Origin of the sequence: Prosthecobacter sp., from assembly GCF_044227185.1 — a bacterium.
Lineage (GTDB): Bacteria > Verrucomicrobiota > Verrucomicrobiia > Verrucomicrobiales > Verrucomicrobiaceae > Prosthecobacter.
In genome coordinates, this window is record NZ_JBGAFO010000004.1 from 615160 (window position 1) to 641256 (window position 26097).

Below are 26097 nucleotides of genomic sequence, written 5' to 3' on the forward strand. Positions count from 1 at the left end.
TTTCGGGGAAAGTGCGGCAGGAAGCAGGTTTGAAGAGCCATGCTCCAGCAACCCAAAAAACACCGCTTCGTTGTACCCCTTGTTGCGTATCATCCGGGCCGGTCCAGATGGCTCAAAAATCCACGATGACAGGCCTTAACTGAGTGCCATTCATGCCTGGCATCTTTTTTTACTTGTAATCATACGTGTAACACCATGCCAAAATATTCCCAATTTCGACATCTAAGTGGGTATGCTTGTTTCTAAAAGCCTCTAGAGCCTGTACGTGCATTTCCTGTAAGCTCGCAGCAGTGATATGGGCGTCAGAGGCATAGAAATCGTCCTCCAACTGTTTAATCTCCTTCATCAATTGAATTCCTTTTTCTACACCATATTTTTGCAGAACGCGCTGTTCGCTACGGGAAGGCATCGGGCTCATATATCGCCCTGACCATATTTGAATTGCCTCAACAAGTTGCTGTGACTGAAGATTATTCATCGAGACCAAAGTAAAGTTTCAACTCCCGTTTCGGGGTTAATTGCACGAATAGACATTACATCCGGATTCTCGATAAGCGCCTTATATTCTTCCCCGAAAATTGCGTCGCTGCGAAGTGTGGGGCCTTGGAGCACTCTCACATTTCCGGCAGCACCGCTGGCCAAATCCACTGAAACTTGCTTCCAAGCGGCCACGACAGCCGGATTGTTTGCATCCCACGTAGGTAACACTATTCCACGCTCCGCTATAAGAGTCTCCAATGTCTGCCCCCCATTTTTAGCCACCCACTGTGCTGCAACTTCCTCGCCCTTTACGCCTTTTTTTCCTATTCCTGACCAGAACACCGCTTCGTCGGTCCTCGTTGCTAACCTGTTGGCAGCCAGTCTCTTTGCATAAGCGGCTTCTGCCGCCTCAACCTCCCAAGTAGTTGTGCCTCGAAAAACGTACGGGGTGATTGATCTAACCGCTGTACCAGACGCTACCCTTCCGGCACTAGGTAACAACACTTTACCCGCAGAAAACCATCTGCTAGCACCTTCCGTAATAGCCAGCAGGGCTATTTCAGCTGCAAATTCTTTTGTGGCTTCCTTTAGCTCTTCCCTTTCCTCCCACATCTGTCTGCTAACAGCGTCATAACCTCCCGCTTCTTCTCCAGAGGGATAGAGATGCTTCATAGCTGTTTGTTGCCTAAACCTTACTTCTGCGTAAAACCCCATGCTAACATCTGGATTTTCAGCATCTGAAACTATATTCCCTAGATTTGTCTGAGACCAATCGAGGAGGCTGAAATCCCTATCTCCATATGGAGTATTAATTACTGCCGCAGTACTCCCGGGGCTCCTCCCCCTCGGATCCACAAAGTTAATCGGATCCGCGCCCGCATAGTCATACAAGCTCATGCTCGCGCCATGACCCAGCGGGTCCGCGCTCAGGAATCTCCCGCTGCCAGATTCGTAGTACCGCGCACCGAGATGATAATACCCGGTGACCTCCATTCGCTTCCCACGCCACCCAAACGTCCGCCAAGTCGCCACGCCGTCGGCGATGGCCGCTGACCAGTAACCGGGCAGCGGGCCATAACCACCAAACCGGCCCACGTTCCACTCGAAGGTGGCGGTGATGCCAACGAAGGCATTCGCCGGGGCGCTGCCGCTGGTGACACCGGGAGCGGCGGCAAAGCCGAGGATGTGGCCATAGGTGTCGTCGACAAACCCGACGGCTTCTCCAGTCACCTCGTTCACCATGGCCTCCAGGCCGCCCATGCCCTGCAGGCCACCATAGCCGCCACTGAGATCCGGGCCATGCACCTTCCACCAGCGTTCGTGGCTGGTGATGGAACCCCCGGTGGCTCCCCACGAAACTTCCAATCCGACTTCGAGGAACTCGACAAGCGGATCATACCAACTCGTCTCAGTAAGAGTGCGGCCAGCTTGTGGGCCGCCGCTGGTAAACTGGGTGCGGGCCTGGATGCGGCGGCTCCGGGCATCGTAAGTCGCAGTCCAGGTGAAGGCCTGGCCGAGGGAGGAATTGTCCGTCTGCACGACGGACATGAGCCGCCCCACGGCATCCCAGGTGAGGGTCTGCGTGCGTGTGTAGGTTCCATCGGTGACGGTGCGGGTCTTCACATTGCCGACGTCATCATAGGTCTCAGAAACACCGAAGGCTTTGACTGCGAGTGTGAAGCTGCTGCTGGTCTGATTGCTGAACTGTCCGCTGGGATGTTTGGCAACGGCATTGAGCGCATAGCTCCCGGCTGGCAGCGAAAGGTCCCGGCTCCAGGCACCGGTGGTCATGGCAGTGGCATCCGGGAAATTCACCTGATTGAGCGAGGCCTTGGGCCCCACTCGCAGATCCACACTGGCCGCACCGACCGCCGTCCCCTGCACGGTGAAGGGGAAGCGCTTCTCAAAACCGCCCGTCTCACCCGTGCCGCGGGCCCACGCATCCTGCGCGCTGATGAGGTGCTGCTGCGTCGTGCCTGCAGTGGTGGTGAGGGCGCGGGTGCGCACGCCCAGGCCTCCGGCAGCGCCGCCGTCAAAGGTGTAGCTGAGCGTCTGCGCCCCGGTGATGGAGGCATTGAGCACCGTTTTGTCCGGGCTGTTCGTCCACGTTTCACCTGTCAACTGCCGGCGCTGCGTGCTGTAGCTGTAGCTGCGGCTGTCCGTCCACGCCGCGGCCGCACCGGGCAGATCGGAGCTCTGGTGCCAGCAGGAATATCCGATCTGCTTGTTGTCAAAGCTCCAGGACGAGATGTTCTCGCTGACAACGGTGGCGCCACCGTTGACGAGCGCGGTGGAGCTATTGACGATGCGCCCCCGTGAATCGCGATCGCTCACACTGAAGTTGCGGAAGGGATTGCTGCGGGTCTGAAGCAGGCCGTTGTTCCCATAGGTGTAGTTGAAGGCACCGCCAGCGATATCCACCTCCCGCAGCAGGCCATCCGCACGATACTGGAAGCCCCAGGCGCCGCCGGAAGCCCCGACAGAAGTGATGGCCGAGCCGCGGGCGAGGGTGGCGCGCCGCCCCACATTGTCATAAGTGGCGCTGAGATCTGTAACCGCCGCCAGGGAGCCGGCACTGCTGCCAAGGGACACTTTTTCATCGTAAAGATGGCCTTGTCCATCATAGCTGCTGTCGATCTGCGACACGCCGGTGGAGGTGGTCTCGCGCACCTGCAGGGCCATGCCACGGGGGTCATAGCTAAGGAATTCGCGATAGACGTAAGCCTCAGTGCCCGCAGTGCCCGCACTGGTGGTGGTCGGGCGCAGCCAGGCGTCGTAGGTGACACTGTGGCTGTAGCCATTGGGATCGGTGAAGCTCTGCAGCAGGCCCTGCTCCTTGCCGGAGGTGTAGTAGGCGTAGTTGGTGTAGTGCCGGGTCAGTGCATTGCCCGTGCCCTTCAGGTAGCTTTCCACAGGTCGGCCCACGGCATCCACTTGGGTAAACTCTGTGAGACTGCCGGGCATGCGCCGCTCCGTCGTCTGTCCGCCACCAGCGGGGTAGGTATAGACAAACTGGGTCGTGGCTCCGTCTGGCAGGGTGCTGGTGAGCAGACGCTGCAGGCCATCGTAGGTGCTGGTGGTGGTCTGGCCGGTTTCATTCGTGGCTGCCACAGCATTGCCAGCGGCATCGTAAGTCACCGCGGCGGTGCTGCCATCCGCGTGCTTTACCAGCACAGTGTGGCCGTTAAGGTCCGTCCAGACCGTTTCAGAGACAGCCCCTGCCCCCGCGCCGCTGGTGGTGGTGACGCTTTGGAAATCGCTGCTGTAGCTGACGCTGCTCTGGCTGACAACGGCGGCACCACTGCTGACCTTTGTCAGGATGGCGCGGCCCAGGGCGTCTGCGTCTGTCTCCGTGACCACCCCTGCCGCATCCGTAATCTTGTGCATGAACCCGGCGGCATCATAGGCATGCGTGAGGCTGCGCGCCGCGCTGGTACTGCCCGAGGCCGGAACGGTGGCCGTCATCGGGCGGTTCAGCCCATCGTAGGTGGCGGTGGTGGTGAAGCTGGCGACATCCGTGGCGCTGACGATGTTGCCGCGGCGGTCGGCGGTGGCCGTTTCAGTGAATGTCTCGCTGTTGGTGGTGTTCTTGGTGGTCTTCGTCACCGTGCGCGTCACATCATTGTAAGTGATCTCGACATAGGTGGTGGCGGAGATGGGCTGCCGCTTGACACGCCCATCCAGATAATAGCTCCAGGTGAGCTGCGTGCCGTCTGGATTGACCTTCAGGCGCGGTTTGCCATCGGAGGTGGCGTAAACCTTGGTCACGCCACCGCGGGCATCGGTGCTGGTGACGGAAAGCTCCACGTCATCATAGCTGGTGTAGGTGGTGGCCAGCACCGTGGTGCTGCCGGTCTGCCAGTTGCCCTGATAGGCGGCGCTGCCGGTCTTGCGCCCAATCGCGTCGTAGCTGGCCTTCACCGAGTTGCCCAGCGGGTCCGTGACGCCCAGAAGATCCCCGAACATGTTGTAACTGTAGATCGAAGTGGCGTAAACGGCTGCACCGGGAACGGCCTCCACTCCGGAACCATCGGCCTTGGCCCGGGACCGCCAGGTGGTCTTCTCAACTGGCCGCCCTGCGCCGTCATAGCTGGTGTAGCTATAATCTGCAGGCTCCAGACGAGACCCCTGCGTCCACTCCACATCGCCGTTGAGATTGTAGTAGGTGTAGTTCCAGCCGACCTGTTTGCCGCTGGAATCGCGGCGCTCCACCCAGATGGGGCGTCCCATTTCATCATAGGCGTAGAGGTTGGTCTTGGCTGCGGAGCCGCCGCTCATGACCTGCTCCTGGTAAAGCTGGCCGCGCAGATCGTAGCTGAACTGCACCACGGAGTCAGGGTTGGTGGCCTGGTTCTGGCCGCTGGCAGACACCTTCTGCGTCGGGAAACCATTGGCATTGTAGGTCCACGTGGTGGTCGCCGCGTCGGAAGTGCCCGCGGCGGCCGTCACCACATTCGGCAGGCCGTTGGCAAAGATGGAACCGCTGGTGACGTCCTGGTAGGTTGAGGTGGAGGCGCTGAGAAGATTCGTTTGGGCAGGGCTGTCATACTCAGCCACCTGGCTGACGAAGTAAGGCCGGGCGCTGTCATACGTGAAGACCGTCTGCGTGCCAGAGGCCGCCCCCGTGACGGGATGAGGATGAGTCACCGTGAGCGGCAGATGACGGCCGTCGGTGGAATACGTGGCCGTGGTCACCGCGGTGTTGTTGGAAACAAAGCCGCCGAGAACCGGCCCCGGCCCGGTGGTGGAGGTCGAGGTGACCGTGATCGGCGTGCCGCTGGCGGGACCGCTGGCGCCGTCTAGATAGCCCGCCACGCTGGTCTGGATGACGTCGCCCGTACTGTTATACTGAAAGGTGGTCAGCGTACCGCCGCGCTGGTAGATCGAACGGAGGCCACCGGCCCAGGCTCCGGTGACATTGTTCGTCACGTCCGCTGCGGTGTACCATGTCTGCACCATTTTTGGATTGCTCCCCGCTCCGGTGGTGACGTTGGTCACCGTGCTCAGCGGATCCATGATCTGTACCAGGCGGCTGTTCACATAATAGTAGATCGTCTTGCGGTCATAGGCATCCACGATCTCAGTGCGCCCGGTGATGTAGCCCGAGGTGTCCGTGGTGAGATAATAGTAATATTGCGCGTTTTTGACCAGCTCCTCGGAGCCGCTCACAGGCTTGGTCACGTCGCTGCTGTCACCTTTGCCCACACTGGCCAGCTGGTAGTCCACCCTCCGGGCCGTGGAGACATCATTGCCCACACGGCTGGCGGCCACCGTGGCCCCGCTTTCATCCAGATCTCCGGTTTGGAACTTTACATAATAAGTCTGCACCCGCCGGCCCCCAGGCCGGGTTTCCTGACTGATGAGATGGGTCGAATACTGGGCCGTGGCATTGGAGGTGCCGACTTTCCCAATCTGTATGAGGTATTCATATTGGGTCCAGGAGCCGTCCGGAAAGTCCACTTGCCGCAAGTCCCCGTTGGCATCATAGGTGTAGGTGAGCTGGCGCCCGTCAGCAGTGGCGATGTTGGTGATGTGGCCGTAGGCGTCATAGGTGAACGAAACAGAATTGCCATTGCTCGCCTGAACAAATGCCAGCTGTCCATAGGCAGGATCTGTGCTGCCAACCCCATACCAGGGTTTGGGGGTCGAGCTGCTGCCATCGCCGTAATAGTAAAAATTCAGACTGTTGCCCGCTGAATCCGTCCAACTGGTGAGGTAAGGGCGCTGCCGCGTCACGGTGCCCAGAGGAAATGATTTAACTGTATAGACCCGTACGCTGCCATCGGCTCCCTTGAGGGTGTATGTGGCGCCATTGCTCCCTACCGTGCCTGAGAGCGTGATGGTGTTGTAAAAAGGATTGCGTACCGAGCCGAGGCTCATGCCGCTGCCATTGCTCAGCAAGGGATTATCCGCCGCAGAAACAACCCACGATGTGGTGGAGCCTGCAGCCTGGGTGTAGGTAATGACCGTGCCATCCATCTCCGCAGCCTGAACCTTGCTGACACCGCCGCTCGTGTAGGTCACCAGAAACGGGAACATGCCGGCCTTCCAGCCGTAACCAAACTCTCCCGCAGAGAGGCTGCGGCTGCTGTAGTTGCGCCGGATCTGCAGCGGGAGCGGACCCGGCAGGGTGAGATCTGCCTCATCGGCATAAAGCTCGCCTGTCATGGTATTGACGGGATCTCCGGTATACAGGCTGACCCCGGGCGCACTGTTGACGATGGTCAGCAATGCGGCCTGATTCTGCGCGGCCGCTGGTGTCAAAATTGAACTAAAACCACCCGCAGGGCTTGCAAACAGGGATCCAAAACCAGAGCTTCCTGTGTTTAGAATAGACCCAATCGTCGGCGACAGCCCGGTCACGGTGTTATTGTAAATAACAATGGGGGTGGTGACCAGAGACGTCGAACTACTTGTTCCCGAATAAGTGATATAATTGGAGTTCGATAGGTCTCCACCATAGTATGAGTACCTGCTGACTCCACTGCTGCTGCCAACCGATGCTATGATAGACTGAGCATCCAGGTTTGAAGATGCGTCGAATTTGAGGGTAATGGCGGAAACATTGGAAGATTCAAGGTCGAATATGGAGCTTGCCACACCACCGTTGAGTGAGTTGAGCGATCCGATCAGGGCTCCGGCCTGATCTCTTCCTATGATGAGCGCCACCATGCCCTTCCACTGCCCGTTGGCGCCGATGGAGTCCCCGGGTGTGAGGTAAACTCGCACTTCATTGGCATCCCAGCGGTTGAAGGCGGTCACAATGCTTGACCACATGCTTCCGGCAGTGGCTCCGCCAGCCCAGGCGGAGAGCGACTTGGTTACGCCGTTGACGGTGTAATTTGTAGCTCCAAGTGCACTGTAGTTACCCAGGCTCAGTTCGATGATGTCTGGATTAGCCGCACCATTGAGCCCCAGCTGAACCTTCTGCAGCAGACTGAAGGTGGAGATGGCATCCGTGTTCTGCCCGTCAAAGTATTGTGCGATGGTCTGGCTCTCCAGCGAAGAGCCCTGGGCGATCATCAGATTAAAATAAAAATCCGGGGTGACCACCGTCCCCTGCCCCCCGGCGTCTGTGCGCAGATCATCATATCCTGCATGGGTCTCCAGCAGGAAGTTCATGTCCACTTTCGGGAACGTCTGCTGAATTCGATAGGTGCCGGAAGGGGTGTTCGCCGGAGTCACCACTAAAGGCAGTGGATTGTTGAGGTTATCTCCCAGCAAGGCTCCGGTTGAGGTGTTGCGCGCCTTCTGGGCTCCGAACTGCCCAAATCCGTGAGCCCTAGTGGAGACCGTATTAACCTGGAAAAGATTCTTGAGGCCGTCCATCGAGGTGGACATCCGCTGGTAGTACGTCATGCCCATGAGATAGGCCAGCGACCCCTGCATGCTGTCCAGCATCGCTGGCACATCCGCGCTTGCAGCGGTCTGAATCTGCTGCTGCAGCTGGTTGTAGTACTGCATGTGGACATTGAGCATGGCCGGCGTCACACGTCCGGTGTTCAGGCAGAAAGAGTTGAGATCCCCCAGGAAAAAGCTCGAAACTGAGGGTGGAGTGGACCCCGTGCCTCCGGCGTATTTGAGCGAGACTGTGCCGCTGGCCGTGGCCGGGGCCGAGAGCGTTATGGTTGTGCCGCTGGCGATGCCGGCCACGTACGCCCCAGCCGGAATACCAGTGCCAGACACCGTGGACCCAACAATCAGCCCGCCTGTCCCGCTGGGGATGGTCACCGTGCTGCTGCCTGACGTCGTGGTGGAGCTGAGTGTGGCACTGTTGGGGTCGAAATCCGTCATGATGATGTTCAGGAAGTCGCGCCAGCCTCCAAGCGCCGCATTGGCGATGTTCACAGCCCCTTTGTAACTGCGGTTACGGTGGTAAACGACCGACAACGAAAAACTTTGATCGGAGCTGTTTACCGCCAGGGAAGCCTGCTGCGCACGCCTCATGAACAAATCACCGGATGCACCGTAGGCAAAGCTTCCGGTCCCGCTGTCGGGGTTGGCCACATCGTACGGCGCTAAACTGAAGATCAGTGTGTAGTTGTTTACCGAACCTGCCGAAGCGACAGCACCGGGAATAAAATTGACGACTGCGCGGCGGTTGTGCAGGTCCATGATGCGCACGCCGGAAAGGGTGACGGACTTGCTGGGGTTCTGGTCACTGGTGATGCTGATGTCCACCGTGTCGTAAAGAGCACGGTCCGCCGTCACCGGAACACTGGAGTCTCCCGTGAGGGTTTCTGATGGCGAATAGCTGGTGCCGAAGGTAAGCGAAGCGGAACTGCTGCTGCTGCTTGCTGCAGCACTCAGGGTTAGCGTGGTCCCGCTCACTGCGGTGACGGTGGTGCCGGCGGCAATACCGGAACCTGAGACAGCGAGGCCCGCCACCAGGCCGGTGGCGTCGTTCACAGTAATGCTGGTGCTGCCCGAAGCTGTGGTGCTCGTGCGGGTGACCGCCGGTTTGACCGGAATGGGCTGCGGAAACTGATCCCAGCCGGTGTAATTGTATTTGCGGTCCAAAAAGCTTACCCCCAGGTCAGCCACACTGATGCCCGGGTAGCTCTTTTGGAGATTGTCCGCGAGTGATTTGATGAAGAAGCCGCCTGGCGTGCGGTCCCACGACTGGAATGTAAGCGAAGCCGCACTGGCTGTAGCTGTGGCATTTTTCGTCAGAACCACGGTTGGCTTGGCCGTGCTGACGCTTGTAAATGTCAGGTAAACAGGAGAAAAAACGGTGTTATATGTAGCGGTAGCATTGGCAGACAACGTCAGCGTCGATGTACTGTTGATCACCGTCACAGTTGTTCCAGCAGGAATACCGTTGCCGGAGACGGACATGCCAACGGACAGTCCCGCTGTCGTAGTGCCATTATAGGGATACATGGTCACCGTGGGACTGCCTGCGGTGATAAAACACAATGGAGTGCTGCTTACAGGGGCGGGAGGGCCAAACGTCAGTCCGGAACTTCCGCTGGTGGCAGTGGCCGCTGTGCTAAGGGTCAGAGTTGTAGAGCTATTGACTGCAGCGATGGTTGTGCCAGAAGAAATGCCATTTCCCGAAACTGTCTGCCCCACAGCCAGCCCGACTGTGCCAATCCCAAGCTGGACCATGACACTGGTGCTGCCGTTTGTAGTGCTGCATGAAAGCGTTCGGGTTCCCGAAGCATCTCCCACGGAGGCTATCAAGGCGCCCGCCGGAATACCGGCCCCTTTCACTGTCTGACCCACGATAAGTCCAGCGGTGCTTGGCACGGTCACCACAGGACTTCCCGTTGTCGTTCCGCAGCTCAAGTTCGAAGTCGTGAGTGGAGAAGAGTCTGAATCCCACATCGTGCTGTCAGACCGTGCCAGCAGGAAATTGCGCACCCACTGACGGATGTCCGTGGCGCCATTCGGCAGATAGTTGTTCACATTCAACCCCTGCTCCACGTCGGTGTCTTTCAACCACGGGAAAAGCGGCACCCATTTGGAGGAGCCAGAGGTGCCGTTGGCCGGAAGATAAGCAGCCACGAACGGATAATTGCAGTAGATGAACTGCGGCACTGGATGTGTGCCATCGGGTGACATCGCCCCGGCGATGCGCATGCGCAGTAGATTGCTCAGCCGTTGGTCCGCCAGTTGCAAAGAATTGCGCTGCGGCACAACGTAAGCGGCCTTGTAGCCGGCCTTGCGGAGGAGGTAAACAAGGAGCGCACACTGTTCTTCTGGAGACCCTTGTCCCTCCAAAAAGGTTCCGACCGCCGCGCGTTCCATGCCCCCCGCATTTACGGATGTCTCGTTCAGATCTCCTTGATTGTTATAGGACAGTGCGTCTGTCAGTCCGATTTGATTCTGCACATAAGCGGCGAGCGCCATGGGGTTGTTTCCCATCTGCGCCACAAATTGATCCAGCGCGGAGTGCTGCTGCAGCTCCGGGGTGGTTCCCACATTGGCAAACTGGCCTGATGTCGGCGCCGGAATATTCAGAAGCTGCACGGGAGCGGCCTGGCTCTCAATTTCCGTGGCGCTCTTCCCATAATAGGCTGGCGGCATCGGCGTGCCTTGAAAACTCGGGGTGGTGAGCAGCTTGCTGCTCCATGGGGATTGAGCGTCGAAGTTCAACCCATAGCCCATTGTTTTTGTCGGGTTGAAATCTTGATCATACGACATGTAATAGGCGTTGCCACCCGCTTGCACCCCACCAATGGAGTTCACCATGAAGTAATACTGTTCGGCACCTGCATGCGCCTTATGAGTGACCAGCAACGGTCCTGAAAAAATACTGTTGTCCCCCCATTTTCCCTCGCCATTTCCCGGCAGTACGATCTGAACAACCGTGTCCAGTACATTGAGGGTTCCCGTCCCATTCGGGACATTAACAGAAACCGTTGCTTGATATCCCCTGTCTCCAAAGGCCGTCCATGCGCCCGGGCCGCCAAAGACAAGCGTGCCATTCCCGTTTGACACAGCGGGAGCGGAAATGGTCAGGCTTGTTGAGCTGTCGACGCTCACAATGACCACACCAACGGCAATCCCTTGGCCGCTGACACTCTCACCAGCGCCCATTCCTGCTGTAGAGGGCACCGTGACACTCGTGCTGCCGGCAGTCACAGACGTTCCGGTCACGGAAACTTGTGGAAAAGCATCCTGCCATGCACGCCACCCGCCAAAAGTGAGAGTTACGTTGGTCCCGGTGGCGGTCGCCGGGGCGGAAAGTGTCAGTGTAGTGGCGTTAACCTTGGCTGCAACTGTCGTGCCGGCTGGAATCCCGGGCCCGCTTACGTTTTCCCCTGCTGACAGACTCGCTGTCGAAGGTACCGTGACAGTCGTGCTGTTAGTCGTCGTCGTCGCCGAGGCAGAAACTACCGGATCAATGTATCTTGCAAAGGGGAATGGAAGAGCAAGGTATATGGACTGGCTAGATGAAATATTTCCCGCACTGATGTCTGACTTTGCAAAAGTTTTGATTTCAAGACCGCTTGTCCACCCGTAATTGTCATTGTAGGCAGAACCCGTGGTGATCGCGTCCCCTGTGTGCAGCACAAAACGATAACTCATTTCTTCATACATCGTCGAGGCTCCCACCGCACTTCCAAAGTAAGCCAGCGGGCTGTTTGTCGGATTGAGGGAAAGTGTATTTCCGGAATCAACCCGTATCAGGTACTGCATGTCGAAATCCTTGGAAGTCGCTCCACCCCATGGAATATTTGACCACTGGCCTGTCTGCACTCCGGTTTGAAAGTCCAATGGCACAACGAAGGCCTGATAAGTCGGATCATCGCTGCTTTGGAATGGGAAGACAAACTTCCCAGAAGTAGGTTCAGGTAAAGCTGTCTGCGCTGACGCCGACCATGCAATTGACAGCAGAATCGTGAACCCTGCGCCGATGAAACCGGCTTTTTTGAAATGGGGGAGCACAGTAAAATTCATGGCTGTGTTTTAGTGGTGGCAGATTTTCCTTCAGAACTGCGCGCAGAACTGCCACCGGACCCGGATGACTGCTTTTTTTGACCGCGCTGACGGAACATTTCCTGCAGGGCTGTTAAACGGGCCTGATTGCCTTGTTCTGGGGTGTGCACAAGATTGGCTGGCTGTGGTTGAGGAGGCAGTTCAGCATCCGGCTGCGCCGCTGACGCCGGAGATTTGGCGGGTGGGGCAGGCTGCACCAAAGGCCCCTTTCTGCCGCTTGCTGCATCCGCGGACGGAGCACTGCGGGGCACCCTTGGATTTACTGGAAGGCGCCCGGGGCTGACCACAACCAGCGTTTTCTTCTCCACCGCTGCTGGAGCGGCAGAATTGACAACGGGGATAGTCTTTATCGGAGGTGCCACAGCAGCCGCACCTTTTTTCTCCTCCTTCTTGGAGCAGGCTGTCACCGCCATGGCACAGCTTAAAAGCACCGCCCTCAGGCCAGAGATGTGCATAGGCAAAGTGGTGCAGGTTTTCACAAACTGGTGGCTGCGCCTCCACACGTAGAGTTTCCAGGACATGATCATGCTGAGGGAAAGAGAATGATGGGACACTTTAGAAGCTTGTGCCGCCGGCAGGGCTTGTGATGGTGATGTTCAGCTGTCCAACGGCCGGGCTCATGGGATTGGCATCTTTGAAGTTGAGTACACCGTCGTGGTCCTCGTCGCCATTGGGGTCCAGGTCCCAGTGCTGCGGGTCGATCCCGTACTGGTTGCCCGCCATCCATCGCAGGTAGTTGTCGAGTGCTGTCAGTCCATCGCGGCTCAAGGACAGACCGGCATCGCTGGCATTATTGGGATTCAGTCCATGCGCGATCTCCCAGTCGTCAGGAATACCATCATGATCACTGTCCAATAACGTCTTCACATGAACCACGTTGGAGGGTGGCGAGGCTGCGGTGGCCCGAACGGCCACGACCTTATAGTAGTAGTCGGAGTTTTGCGCCAGCCCGGTGTCGGAGAACGTATTTTGATTCGCCGTCGTAGTTGTCACAGGAGCAAACGTTACATTGTTCGTGGAACGGTCTATGCGATATCCATCCTCCACAGTATTGGTGTCTTGCCAGGTGAGAACCACCGAGTTGGGCATGATGCTTCCGGCACTCAGATTCGCAGGAGCTTGAAGAAGTTCAGGAATGTTGAACCCAAAAACATTTTTGAGCTGCCCCACGTTCGCCACCCCATAGTCCTTGTCGTCCGTGGTCGCGGGCGACCAAGGGTAGCTGATCGACGAGTCTTTCGCCTTCAAGACATCATAAATCGGCTTCGCCACCGCCTTCAACTGTCCCAGATTCACCGGGGAATAGTCTTTCGCATTAGTGCTGTTTGTCCGCCAGCTCTGCACCTGCAGATAAATTGGATGCGATGTGTCAATGTATCCCTTCGCCACCAGTTCATCACAGGCCGCCCTCACCATGTTCTTCAACTGTCCCTGGTTTGCCACGGCATAGTCATTGGCGCTCCCGTTGGATTTGACCAGCCCCCGTGAACTCCACCAGTCCGGCGCTGCCGCATGAGTCAGCACTACAGCCGCTGCAAAGCAGCCCAGAACCATCATCACCCGCAGGTCAGTCCAGGCTGCCACGGCGGCCTCTGACGCGGTTACCCTGATAACAACAAGCTTGTTCATCGTGCAACTTTGGATTGATGGTTATGTCTGATTGTGCCCGTGCCCGTCCAAGTCATCCAAGATGTCAGGATCAGCACATCTTGGATAAGCTTCGCCAGTCTGCCCTCCGCCGGTTACTGAGAAATGGGAAGGCTGCCGTTGCGAAATTCGCCCATGCTGATGTCTCCCTGCTCAGGCACAAGAACCTCCTGCCCAGGCTTCGCGATCACCGTTCGTTGGGTGTTGTCTGCTGGGTCCGTGTTCCCTTCCACCACAAAGCTCGCCTTAAACCTGGAAGCCTGGGCCGCTGTCAGCACGCCGTTCAGCGTGGTTTCATTGGGAACCACCAGCGGCTGGCTGACACGGTAATAGGCGGCGTCTGAAGTCGTGCGCTCCGTCTGCATTTTTTGGTCCACGTCTGCTTGAGTCGCAGCAGGCTGGCTGTTTATGGTAAGCTCTCCGCTGACATCCACATCCCCGTTGCGCTTGATGACAAAAGCATTGCTCCGTGCGTCATCCGCCGTGCCGTTGCCAACGACGAAAATCTGGTCTGTGGGCTGCGGCGTGTTGGTGTAGTTTGTTGTGAAGACGTTGAAAGCTCCGATAACCACCTGCCCCCAGCGGTCCGTGGTCACGCTGCGCCCGATGGCGATGCTGTTCACCGAACTGGCATAACTTCCCGCACCGATGGACACCGTGTTTTCTCCCGCCGCCCAGTTGTAGCTGCCCAATGAAATGGAGTTCGACCCGAAACCGTGCGCGGATGATCCCAGAGAGATGGAGCTCGGTCCCGAAGCGGCGTCACCATTGCTGCCAGCCCACGTGCCAATGCTCACGGCGTGATCTCCGGCGACAGATTGATATCCGATGGCAAAGCCCATGTCGGCGGCGGTGGCATTGGTTCCCATGGCCAAAGAATCGGCCGACTTGTTCACATAAGCCGTGGTGAGCTGCGTGTTCAAGGCGGCGAACTGACTGCTCACCGCTGAAGAGGTGGCATACGTAGAAGCAGCGGCAGATTGCGTCAGCACCGGACTGCCCCCGACAGTAAGCGTTCCACTGACGGCCGTATCCCCGTTGCGCTTGATGACAAACGCATTGCTCCGTGCGTTGTCCGCAGTGCCGTTGCCCAAGATGAAGAGGCTGTCTCCGTCCGCCGGCGTGCTTGAGCCATCGGTCCTCACATTGAACGCGCCGATCACCACCTGGCCCACCTGAGTTGACTCTGTGCCCTCGCCAATCGCAACGCCTCCGTGCTGGCGCGTCACGCTGTTATAACCCAGGGCAATGGAGCTCTGACCGTCAGCAAATGTCCAGTTACCGAGAGTGATGGACTTCTCACCACTAGCAAGAGCTTTCATTCCAATCGCCACCGACCCCGCCCCCGAAAACGGCGAAGGATTCTCCAAACCACCATTGTTTCCAGCGAAGGAGCCGATCGACACCGCATTCTCTGCAGCATGCACCCCCAGCCCCATGCCGATGCCATACGTGCCCACCACGGTGTCTGCTCCACCGATCGCCACCGTGGTGGCCGTCACCGGCAGGTACTGGCCGGCTGCCGCAGTGGATGTGAGGTACTGGCTGGCGGCATCCGCCGTCTTCAGATACACTCCGTCCATTTGCCCCGAGGTCAGATAAGCCCCCGTGCCGCTGCCTTGCGTGAGCACCGTCTGCCCACCTACTTTAAGCGTGCCGCTCACATCCACGTCCCCGTTGCGCTTGATGACAAACGCATTGCTCCGGGCCTCGAAGTCGGTGCCATTGCCAATCACAAAGATACTGTCGTCCGCAGAGCGTTCACTCTTTTGGACTGTCAGCTCATTAAATGCGCCCAGCACGATCTGCCCGATCTGGTTGGCCTCCGTGCCTTCACCGATGGCAATGCTCTCGAGCGTCCGTGTGGTGCTTCCGTATCCCATTGCGACGGAGTTTTCACCCTCCGCCCATGTCCCCATCCCGATGCCGATGGACTTGCCTCCAGGCGATCTTGCCTGTCTTCCCACGGAGATGGAGAAGGTGCCGGAAGCGAGATAGCCATTATTTCCCGCCAGAGAACCCAGCGACACCGCATAGTCACCCGCCTTGGCGCCTTCACCGATGCCAATGCTTTTCGCCCCGACGCTGCTGTCCGTCCCGATGGATACTGTATCAGCACCAATGGGAAGATACTGGCCCGCCGCCGCCGCAGGGGTGAGGTAGAGCCCCGCAGCATCGGCCGTCTTCAAATACGTGCCGGCCAGTTCTCCAGATGTCAGATACGCCGCCGTGCCTGTCCCCTGCGTAAGCACCGCATTTCCAGCCACCGTCAGCGTACCGCTCACCGTCGCATCCGCCATCGTCGTGTCTCCAGTCACCACAAGATTCCCTGCCACCGTCGTATCCCCGCTGTCAGAGACAGACAGCGCGTTCTTCGTCTGCTCGGGGGAGCTGCCCGCACCCACCACAAAGACCTCGTTGCTCGCCGCGGCATTGTTCCGCCCCACCACCACCTGGCCGCTGCTCGCCTGCAGATTCTGGCCGATCGCCGCCGCATTCACCGGCACCGTGTTGGTGCTGCCACTGCTGCCCGTGTTCACATTGATGCCAGTGGTGAGCGCCAGGCTTTGGTTCGCCCCCGAATTCCGCAGATAGCGTTCGTCACCCAGAGTTTTGGTCACCACGCTGTTGTCCGTGTCCAGCGCCTGGTTGCTCAGCTCCAGCTTCGGCAGCTTGGACACTTGCACTCCCGTCTGCACCCCCGGCGCCAGGCTGATCGTCGGCGCCACCTGCGGAGTCGCGGCGGTGGCCGGGTCATACAGGTTGAGCCGTCCTTGTTCATCCAGTTGCATCACCGGCAGCGCGGTGGACCCGCCATCGGTTGCCGCTCGGTTCCAGCTCCATCGTGCCTGCGGGCGCCCCAGCGCGTTTTGCAGCATCGCGATCGTCCCGTCATCCATGAACTGCAGCGTCACTCCTGCCGTCTGCGCATTTCCCTGCAGCGAACCAAAGCTCACCACATTGCCCAAAATGTCCAGGTCATTGCCAATCGTGCCGGCATTGAAGCTCGTGCCGCCGCTCGTCTCTGTATAGCTCCCATCCGCATACGTGCCCGTCGCATTGCTCACATTGTGCACATGGTCCGAATAAACCACCGCCCCGCTCGCATCAATGCTCAGCCGCTGGCCTCCGAGCGCCGCGGCATAATAATCCTTGCCGTCATAGCTGCCCATGAAGTTCCAGTGCAGCCCGCCAATGCGCAGGCTCAAAGGGTAGCCGTTGGCCGGCGTTCCCACCGGTGGCACCTGCGCCCCCGTGGAGTCCAGCGCGCGCAGGTCGGATCCATCCGTTGTCACAAACACACCGTCGTGAAACACGCCCGGGTGCGCCCCCGCCACCTGCAGGTCGCTGTTCACACTGATCACCTGCCCCGCATTCATGCCCGCGTAATAATCCGCGTGCATTGGCAGCGAGTCATCCGCCACAGTGCCGATAAAATTCCAAACCGTGCCTTCCACTGCCAGCGCCGCCGGTCCCCATTGCGGCGTGCCGACTGGAGCCACAGGCATGCCACCAATCGTGCAGGCTCGCAGGTCATAGCTGGGCATCACAAAAACCGAGCCCACAAGTTTCCCCATGCCTGCCAGAATGGTTGCATTCGCCGTGTTGGTAAAGCTCACCGCACCCGTCGCATCAATCCAAAGCCGCTTCCCTGCGGAAGCGCCAAAATAATAGTCGGTTGCGGCATTCGTGGCATCAGCCGGCGTGCTGCCTCCGAAGCTCCAGGCCTCACCATCCACTTTCACCACGCTCGGATGGCCGCTCAGCGGCGCGCCCTGCGCTGGCAAAATCGACACTCCGTTGGACGCCCGCACATCATACCGGGGACTGCCGTTGACCACCACGAAAATACCGCCGTCCCCCAGTTCGCTGTCGGCCGCCACATAATAGCCCGACCAGTTCGACGTGCCGTCCGCCTGAATGGAGATCACCCCGCTGGCCGCCACGGAGACAAAATTACCGTTGCCGTCCGCGTAGGCGTCCACCCATACCCCGGGTTGCGCCTCATTTTCCTTCGAGTTGGAAAAGGCGAACGTGGTACCATTCACCCATACCGCGGGCGGGCCCACCGAGGGCTGGTATTTGAAATAGGCCCCGTTGGAATCCCCCGGGTAAATGGTATACCCCTCCACTGTGAAGATTTTGGGCGCACCTTCTTGCTCGGACTGCGGCGCATAGGTGCCGGTGACCGGATTTTCCCCGCCGAAAACAGTCGCATTCCCAGACGCATCTACTACCAGCCGCTGGCCGGCGTTGCTGCCCAGATAATGGTCTCCGATTGCGGGAGGGGAGGAGAAAGGATTGCTCGTCCCATCCCAGGTGCCGACATATCGCCACACCGCTTGATTAACCAAAACACTGGCGGGCCCCCACGAAGGTGACTGGTCATTTTGCTGGAGACTCCCGTCCAGTTCGACGGCCCTGACATCGCTCCCCCCCGCCGAGGTCCATATGACTTTTTGTCTGTAAAGTCCGCTGGTGTCGTCGCCGTAGATCGAAACTGCGCCCGACGACGGATCAAGGGTCAGCCTCTGGTCCGTCAGGTCCCCGGCGTAATGATGCAGCGTGGTCCCCTGGCCCAGGTATTTCCAAAGCACCAAGCTTCCATTCACTCGGATGGCCGGCGGCATGTCACTAGGGGCCGTCCCCGTCAGATAATTCCCGCTGCTGTCTGCAGCTCTCACGTCAACACCGCCCGTGTTCTCGAATATCCCATTCGTGGCGGTCCCGCTGTATGTGCTCCCGTCCGGGCTGGTCACTGTCACACTTCCATCCGCGCTCGAAAAACTCACGTAATGACCGGCCCCATCCGAATAGTAATCAATTCCTCCGCTAAGATAGGGATCATTAAAGCTTGTATACGACCAGGCATAGCAGGTTCCCTTCACCCACACCGACGGGGGGCCATAACTCGCATAATTGGGTGGTGGCGGCGGCGGCGTCCAGGGACTTCCATAGGCATCCACAGCGCTGGCAGCGATCAAGGAGAATGCTCCGCTGCCAAAGTCATAGTTGCCTGAGGTTGATGTAGTGCTGGCTGTGTAGTCATCAGTTGCCGACATGCTAACTGTCCCGCTGACGTCGATATAAAGGCTCACCGAAACGTAAGAACTTCCCGTGTATGTAACCAGCGTTTCGTTTGGTATCCACGTGGGATCGGGGACGTAAACATACACCGGATTGGAAATCCAGACTGGCGGGTCTGACACCCAGTTCCCCTCCTCATCCACGTGTCCTGGTGAAGTGTCCCAGTAGCCCTGGTCCTGGTATTCGTAATGACCATAACTACTATAGTCCCAATATCCATTATCTTGCCAATATTCATAGCTATACGCACGGTAGAAGCCCCCTGCGTAGGCTCCAGAAGTCCCTAAGGGGGAAAGGAGAGTCCCACTCCCGCTCCCGTAAATATCCGAAACCGACACCGCCGGCGGATAATACTGCCCAAACGCGGCGAGTTGCCCAAGGGCCAAGGTGAATAGGAGCAGGAGCAGGCGGAGGCAGGTAGATGATCGGTTCATACGTCTATTTTCCTGATTTTTCTTTCTATGGATAAACAATTTCCTCCCGCACAGGAAGCAAATTGCCTCTTCACTCTAGGTTGGTGGTTCGGCCACATAAAAATGTCGCCGTCTTTGATCAGTACAAGATTTAGGAATGAACGCCTAGTACTTCAAGTTTTTTTTCGAACAATTCATTTGATGATTGCGTAGCCACGCTGGCTTCACTAGTATCCGCGTTAGTCCGAATGCCGCTTTTTTGATTTTAACTCACTCAGACACAAAGACTTGTTTCCTTAGTTTTTTGCCGCGCTCCCCACGAAGGTTTAAAGCCTTCATCCATAAAAATAAGATTAATCTTTATTGCTGATGCTTGGCAAAATCCATAACCGCCATTCTCCTTGCCCGGGCTCGGTGTTGCTGGCCGTCCTCTGCATGGTGGCAGTCTTGTCCTTTCTGGTGATCACCACCGTCGCCCTCTCTCAGCAGCATGCTCTCATGCAGGAGGCCCGCTACGGCATGATGCGCGCACGCCAGCTTGCCGAAATGGGCGTCGCCGTCGCCGCGCATCCCCAGGTCACTGCGGGGGATCCCTTGCTCAGACGCAGTCTCTCCCAGATGGAACGCTTTGAGGTCATTCTCAGCACGGAGGAAAGCCGGATGAACTTAAACCTGCTTCTGACTGAGGAGCGTCTGCCCGTGCTGGAGCGCATGCTCAAATCTTGGGGCATGTTGCCTGCGGATGCCCAGGCCCTCACCGCCATCCTGATGGACTGGACAGACGCAGATGACCTGAAGCGCCGTCCCGACAGCGCCGAAAAGTTTGACTACGATCAGCTTGGCTTTTCGGACCGGCCCCTCAATCGCAAGTTTGGCAGCCTCAATGAGGTCGATCTCATTGCGCGGGTGGAGGAAATCTACGCAGTGAGGCCGGACTGGCGTTCTTACTTCACCCTTCGCGGCAGCGGTCAGCTCGATGTGAACATGGCCTCGGCCGAAGTTCTCGCCGCAGCCACGGGCGCCTCGCTGGAAAACGCCGTCCAGCTCGTTCAGAAACGCATTGGACCGGATGGTCTCCAGCAGACGGAGGATGACCTGCCGCTGCAGAGTTTGGATGAAGCCGTTGCCCTCCTTGGCATCGCTGGCTCGCAGGCTGCGGACATCATCCCCTTGCTGACCCTTCAGGGGCCCACTCTCCGCATCGAAAGCATTGGCACCGCGGGAGATGCACGTTGCGGCATCTCGGTCATAGTCCACAAGAACGGCGGCATGCCCGTCATCGCCGAATGGAGCGAGTTTCCCGTGAGAGGAGGGCGGCAGCTTTGAGCTTTATCTCGTTGCATCGTTCATCGCAGCAGGCCCTCAGCTTCCCGGGGGAGGAAGCTCGCGAGACCTGGGCCTGTGGCCCTGATGGCGTCTGGACGCTCGTCGAGGGCTCCCTCCAGGCCGGTCTGACGGCGGTGGAGGCCATCTCCTTTGACTGCGCGTCCTTCTGGTCATTGAACCATGAAGAGCCGGCTGGCCAGGCCGTGGCGCTGCGCTGGGAGGGGCTTGGCATGAACAATGCAGACGGTTCGTGTTTGTGGCTGCACTGGCCGCTGCTGCGTCGGGGCAGGCAGATGCTCATCGGCACTATGGCCCTGGCAGGCGAGTTTTCCGGCTGGGAGCAGGGCGTCCACGGCCAGTTTGAGCCCAGCACCCGCTTGCTCCCCTTGCCCCCCCAGGGCATCGCCGTGTGGAGGGAGCTGGGCCGCCAGGTGGTGGCGTTCACTCGTGAGGCAAAGCTCCTGCATGTGGCCGTGCTGACTGCCCGCTCTTTGGATGTTGATGCAGCCTTTGAGGTGTGGGACTTGTTCACCGCGCTGCAGGCTCATGGCTTCATTCTCTCCGCCGATGTCGCCTCCATCCACATATGGACTCGCTGCGAGACAGACTTCGTCCCGCAGCTTGCCTGCCTCTTTCAGGATGCCTCAGTGGTTAAAGAAACGCGTCCGGATCCCCGTCCCCCCGCCGCGGCCGGCGGCCTCCTGCCTCTCCAGGTCGCTCTGCTGCGGCAGCAGCAGAAGCGCCGCCACGGCCAGCTTCTGATCTTGGCGGCCGCGGCGCTGGTCTATTTTTGCTTTTTTGGCTCGTGGTGGCTTCGCCTGCAGTGGCGCGAATCACGACTGAACCAGGCGGATGTCGCCATGGGGAATTCACAGCCGGAGATCGATCTGGTTCGTGAAGCACAAAACCGCTGGCAGGAAATGGAGGCCGCGATCAATCCCGATTTGTATCCCGTTGAGCTCTTTCACCAGGTCGTCTCGCTGCTGCCCGAGGAAGGCATCCGGCTCAAGGAGTTTCAGATCAATGGTGGCAGGCTCATTGTCAGCGGCGAAGCCACCACCGTGAACCACGCGCTTGCCTTCAAAGGTCAGCTCGCCGCCTGCAGGCCGCTCCAGCGTTATGAATGGAATTTCCCGGTTCCCGTCATTCGTGACGACAATCGCGCCGAATTCCGCGCTGAAGGAACTTTGACGGGAGGTACGGCACATGAAGGCGAGTGAACGCAGGCTGCTCCTCATTTTGGGCGTGCTCGCCGCCCTCTGCGGCGCCGCCGTTCTTTCACAGCGCCTGCTGCAGCAGCAGCGTGCGGTTGAGCGGCGTGAGCAGGTGCTCCAGCTCCAGCAGATCGAAGGCCGGGCCATGCTGGCTGAGGCGGAGCTCTGGAAGCAGCGCCTCGACTGGCTGCAAGGCGCGCAGCCCGCAATGACCAGCGAAAATCAGGCCAGTGAAGACCTGCTCGAAACACTGCTGGCCGCCGCGGCCGCTCAGGAACTGACCGTGCAGAAGAAGCAGTTGCACGAGCCTGTGACGGCCGCGTATTACCGCGAAGTCGGCGTCACCCTGACCGTCAGAGGTACGCTCCCTTCGGTCTTCCGCTGGATGCATGGCCTTCTCGACCCCTCGGCCTTCCGCGTGGTCTCCCAGATGAAAATCACCCCCGACGCTGCAAATCCCGCAGAAGTCGTCGCTGTCGTTCATATCAGCCAGCTTCACGCGCCGGTCACGGCGCAGGGAGCAGCCAGGGAGGTGGGTGGCTCATGAGATCTGCGCCATGGCTCTTTCTGCTTATGTCGGCGGTTTCCACATGCGCACAGGAAACGGGCGGCTTTCAGCCCCCTCAGGCCCATGACGTGCATCGTTACGAGGCCGGCTGGGACAAGAATCCCTTCACTTTGAAAACGGCGCCCCCCCCCGTGGCCGAAACCATCTCCTTTGCCAGGGACCTTGCCATCGGCACCTACTATGGCGACTCCGCGGATCCCACCATCGTCATCGTCAATACCAAGACCAATGAGCGCACCCGCCTCAGGCAGGGCCAGCCGGCTGCCAATGGCATGAAGCTCACCAGTGTGAAATCCGGCGCTGGCCGCAAGGATCTCGTGGTGGAAGTGACGCTGGGCTCCGAAACAGCCTCCATCCGCTACAATGACGCCTACATGAAGCAGATGGCCGCCTCCGAAATGGCAAAGCCGTCCACCAACCCGTCGCAGACGCGCCAGCCGTCAGGGCCTCAGCAAAAAACTCCGCCTGCCTCCACTCCACCCGTCAAAGGAGCTCCTGCGGTCACCGCGCAGAATGGTCAGTTTCCTTCAGACCAGCCAGGCTCCACGGCCCCCTCAGGCCCGCGTGAGGCGGGAGGGCCTCCCCGTCCGCCCGCTTCACCGCCCATGGTTTCCCAGGCGGCCAATGCAGGCGGCCCCCCTCAGATGCCCGTACGCAATCGGTTGACTGTGCCAGTGCGCAATGCCGCCGCTCTTTCTCCGTCATCCCCCGTCCCGCTGTCTCCATGAAATCGTTCTATCAACTCGCCGTCCTCTGCTCCGCCGTCTTCTGCCTCGTCCCGGATTTTCTGGCGGCCCAGAACGCTCCTTCCCTGCCGCCTCGGAACCGTCCTGGGCTGAATGCCCCTGCTCTGCCCCCGCGGACCACCGCTCCTTCGCCTGCACCCCTGCCTCCTCCGGCCCCGTCGCCCGGCTCAGCACAGCCTTCCTCCGGCAAAAACATCATCGGTTTCACCGCCACGCCCCTCTCGGAGGTCCTGGGTGAATATTTTCGGGTCACCGGACGCCGCGTGCTCAAAGACCGCGGCCTGGAAAACGCCACGGTGACCATCGAAGTCCCCGGGGAGTTCAGCGACGAAGAGTACCGCACCATCATCGAAAAGGGGCTGCTCATGCATGGTTATGCGCTGGTTCCCAGCGGCGAAAATCTCTTCAAGCTCGTCGCTGCGGAGCAGGGCACCAGTCCCTCCTCCCAGGGCGTGCCGCTCGTGCTGCGTGCGGAGGATCTTCCCACCAACGACCAGGTCGTCACTCACGTCATTCAGCTCAACTATCTGCAGGCTGAAGAGGCCTCCACCGCCTTTCAGCAGCTCATTCCTCTCCATCCATACGGCAAGATCCTCGCCGTCGCCAACGGCCAGTCCCTGATCATCACCGAGGCCTCTCAGACCATCCGCGCCTACCTCGATCTCGCCCGGCAGGTGGATGCCCCTCCCATGGAAACCATTCACAAAACAGTCAGGCTTGAACGTGCCGAGGCCGCCCAGGTGGTTGATCAGCTCAACAGTCTGCTGGGCGTGGGCAAAGATTCCGGCAATCGTCCTGCCACTGCCAAGCCTGCAGGCGCCGCCAGGCCGCCAGGTGCGACGGGATCCTCGCCAGCCTCTTCAGTTTCGGCCAGCATGGGCGGTGGCGCCAGTGCCACACCAGAGGCCTTTCAGCCCGTCATTGAGGCCGTGGAGCGCACCAACAGCCTCATCATCGTCGCCCGCCCGGTGGACATGCGGCGCATCGACAGTTTTATCGCGGATCTGGATGCTCCATCCCACGCCTCGCGGTATTATTCCCGCCGGCTCAAATACCTCGACCTTACCGTCTTCCTGGGCCTGGCGGAAAAAGCCCTCCAGCGCACCTCTCAGACTAAAGTCACCAGCAGTCTTCCCCAGCAAAACACCTCCGCCACCCCGACCACGCCGGTCAGCAACTTCGGTGGCAACAGTGGTTTCGGAGGCTCTGGATTCGGCGGCAGTTCCGGAATGGGCGGCGGCACGGCCGGCGGCATTGGCTCAGCCGCCAGCACCTTCGGCGCGGGCAGTATCACACCATTGGAGGTCACCAAAAAGCCCGTCAGCGTGCTCATCGGCAGCACCTTTGTCATCGCTGACACCGCCTCCTCCAAGTTCATCGCCACCGGCCCGCCCGATCAGATCAAGGCGCTTGAGGAGCTCGCGGATGAAATGGATGTGCGTCCGCGCCAGATCCTTCTCTCCGCCATCATTGGCGAGTTCACACTCGGCAATAACTTCAACTTCGGTCTCGACTGGATTCAGTCGCTCAAAAAAGTGGGGGACAACGGCCTGGTCGGCGGTGTCCTCAACACCCAGGGCACCGCCTTTGCCAACCCCGCCAATTTAAAGGACATTGCCGGTTTCCTTGGCGCCGGCAATCCGGCCGCCCTCGCCGGTCTCACTGCTTACGGTCAGATCAACAAGAACCTCAACGTCTTCCTTCAGACACTCGAAAGCACCCAGCGCTTTCATGTCCTGCAGAAGCCCACCATCACCGCGTTGAACCATCAGTCCGCCAGCATCTACATCGGCCAGCAGATCGCCATCGCCGGGCAGAGCTACACCAGCGGCGTGGTCGGCGGCGGTTTCACCTCCAACACACAGTACATCCCCGTTCGCCTGCAGCTCGACATCACGGCCCATATTTTCAACGACAACGAGGTCATGCTCGAGTTCAAGCAGCAGAACAATGACGTCTCCGGCTTCAGCACCATCAGCGGCAACCAGGTCCCCAACATCTCCGAGCAGGGCATGCACAACAGCCTCATTGTTCCTGATCAGGCCACCGCCATGCTTGGCGGCCTCATCACCGAGCGTGACACCAACAACAAGAGCGGCCTGCCCTTTCTCGTTCGCATTCCCGTTCTCAAGCACCTCTTCGGCAGCACCAACAGCAAAAAGGAACGGCGCGAGATGATGATCTTCGTGCAGCCCCGCATCCTCCCCGACTCCGAATCCCACATGTTCGAACAGGCGAAGATCGGCGACTACAGCAGCAGTTTCGACCAGACTGAACGCTTCGCCGGCATGCCGGAGGAAATCGTCCCACGTGCGACGCCCGTTCGCGAAAACCAGCCCAATGCCCTTCTGCCACCGCCGCCGGCTGTCGCTGCAGAACCTAAAAAGGGACTCTTCAGCAAAATGAAGGGCTGGTTTGGCAAACCAAAAGAATAATGCCGGGTGGCACCCTCATTCGTCACACACCCTCCCCTCTGCCCCCGCTCCCCCGGCAAATCATAAATCATAAATCATAAATTTGCCCATGCCCACCCTCCTCCATTCCAGCGCCCATGCCGCCGGAGTGGCAGACGCCGATCTGCAGGCCGCTCTCGACACCGCCGCCGCCGGCGGCATCTCCCCCGTCCTCGCCCTCATTGAAAGCGGTGCTGCCGACGAGCGCCTCTTCTCCCGTCACCTCGCCGAAAGCCTCGGCTGGCCCTGGGTCGAAACCCCCAAGCCCGAAGCCCACGACAGCGCCGAGCTCCGCCGCCTCATCCCCGCACGCTTCGCCGTCCGCCACCAGCTCCTCCCCCTCGGCTTCGGCCACGGCCGCGTCGCCACCACGTCCCACCAGAACGTGGTAGAAGGTTCAACTTCAGCTCCCCAGAAACGCACCCTCAGGCTCGCCTGCCACGACCCCTGCGACCTCCTGGCCCGCCAGGCCGTCGCCCGGCAATCAGAACTCCCCGTCGAGTGGTGCCTCACCCCCCGCACCGAACTCCTCAGCTCCATCCAGCAGCTCTACGGCGTCGGCGCAGACACCTTCGACGCCCTCATCGCCGCCGGCGGCGGCAGCACCGACGACTCCCACCTCCGCGACGAAGCCAGCGTCATCGACAGCGACGAAGACCAGGACGCCTCCGTCGTCAAATTCGTCAACCAGATCATCCGCGAAGCCCTCTCACA

Annotated in this window: 10 protein-coding genes and 1 pseudogene; 6 read left to right on the top strand and 5 right to left on the bottom strand. The window is 59.3% G+C overall.

Annotation, left to right across the window (positions count from 1 at the left end; all coding sequences use genetic code 11):
• Positions 1–169: 169 nt before the first annotated feature.
• The 5 genes from ACILSQ_RS13015 to ACILSQ_RS13035 form a co-directional block, all read right to left on the bottom strand.
• Complete coding sequence (locus tag ACILSQ_RS13015; RefSeq protein WP_395744067.1) at positions 170–478, bottom strand: hypothetical protein; 309 nt, start codon at positions 476–478, stop codon at positions 170–172.
• Positions 475–11889 (bottom strand): RHS repeat-associated core domain-containing protein, encoded by an 11415-nt coding sequence (locus tag ACILSQ_RS13020; RefSeq protein WP_395744068.1) that lies wholly within the window; start codon positions 11887–11889, stop codon positions 475–477. Before ACILSQ_RS13020 ends, ACILSQ_RS13015 begins: the two co-directional genes overlap by 4 nt.
• The gene (locus ACILSQ_RS13025; RefSeq protein WP_395744069.1) at positions 11886–12449 is read right to left on the bottom strand and encodes a hypothetical protein; all 564 of its coding nucleotides are present in this window, start codon (positions 12447–12449) and stop codon (positions 11886–11888) included. Before ACILSQ_RS13025 ends, ACILSQ_RS13020 begins: the two co-directional genes overlap by 4 nt.
• Positions 12450–12483: 34 nt before the next feature.
• On the bottom strand, positions 12484–13557 hold the full coding sequence (locus ACILSQ_RS13030) for a fibronectin type III domain-containing protein (RefSeq protein WP_395744070.1): 1074 nt from the start codon (positions 13555–13557) through the stop codon (positions 12484–12486).
• 113 nt (positions 13558–13670) lie between these two features.
• A complete protein-coding gene (locus ACILSQ_RS13035; protein ID WP_395744071.1) occupies positions 13671–18206 on the bottom strand; it encodes a beta strand repeat-containing protein in 4536 nt (1511 codons plus the stop codon).
• A gap of 1308 nt (positions 18207–19514) precedes the next feature.
• Here ACILSQ_RS13035 and ACILSQ_RS13040 point away from each other — a divergent pair.
• The 6 genes and pseudogenes from ACILSQ_RS13040 to ACILSQ_RS13065 all read left to right on the top strand — a co-directional run.
• Entirely contained in the window at positions 19515–20402 is an 888-nt protein-coding gene (locus ACILSQ_RS13040; RefSeq protein ID WP_395744072.1) for a general secretion pathway protein GspK, read from the top strand.
• Positions 20403–20413: 11 nt separating this feature from the next.
• Complete coding sequence (locus tag ACILSQ_RS13045; protein ID WP_395744073.1) at positions 20414–21622, top strand: hypothetical protein; 1209 nt, start codon at positions 20414–20416, stop codon at positions 21620–21622.
• Complete coding sequence (locus tag ACILSQ_RS13050) at positions 21609–22163, top strand: GspMb/PilO family protein (protein ID WP_395744074.1); 555 nt, start codon at positions 21609–21611, stop codon at positions 22161–22163. Before ACILSQ_RS13045 ends, ACILSQ_RS13050 begins: the two co-directional genes overlap by 14 nt.
• A 152-nt stretch (positions 22164–22315) precedes the next feature.
• The gene (locus tag ACILSQ_RS13055) at positions 22316–22912 is read left to right on the top strand and encodes a hypothetical protein (RefSeq protein ID WP_395744075.1); all 597 of its coding nucleotides are present in this window, start codon (positions 22316–22318) and stop codon (positions 22910–22912) included.
• Positions 22909–25365 (top strand): secretin N-terminal domain-containing protein, encoded by a 2457-nt coding sequence (locus ACILSQ_RS13060; protein ID WP_395744076.1) that lies wholly within the window; start codon positions 22909–22911, stop codon positions 25363–25365. The genes ACILSQ_RS13055 and ACILSQ_RS13060 overlap by 4 nt, the downstream gene beginning before the upstream one ends.
• Before the next feature lie 88 nt (positions 25366–25453).
• A pseudogene (locus ACILSQ_RS13065) lies at positions 25454–26097 on the top strand (type II/IV secretion system protein); the annotation flags it as partial.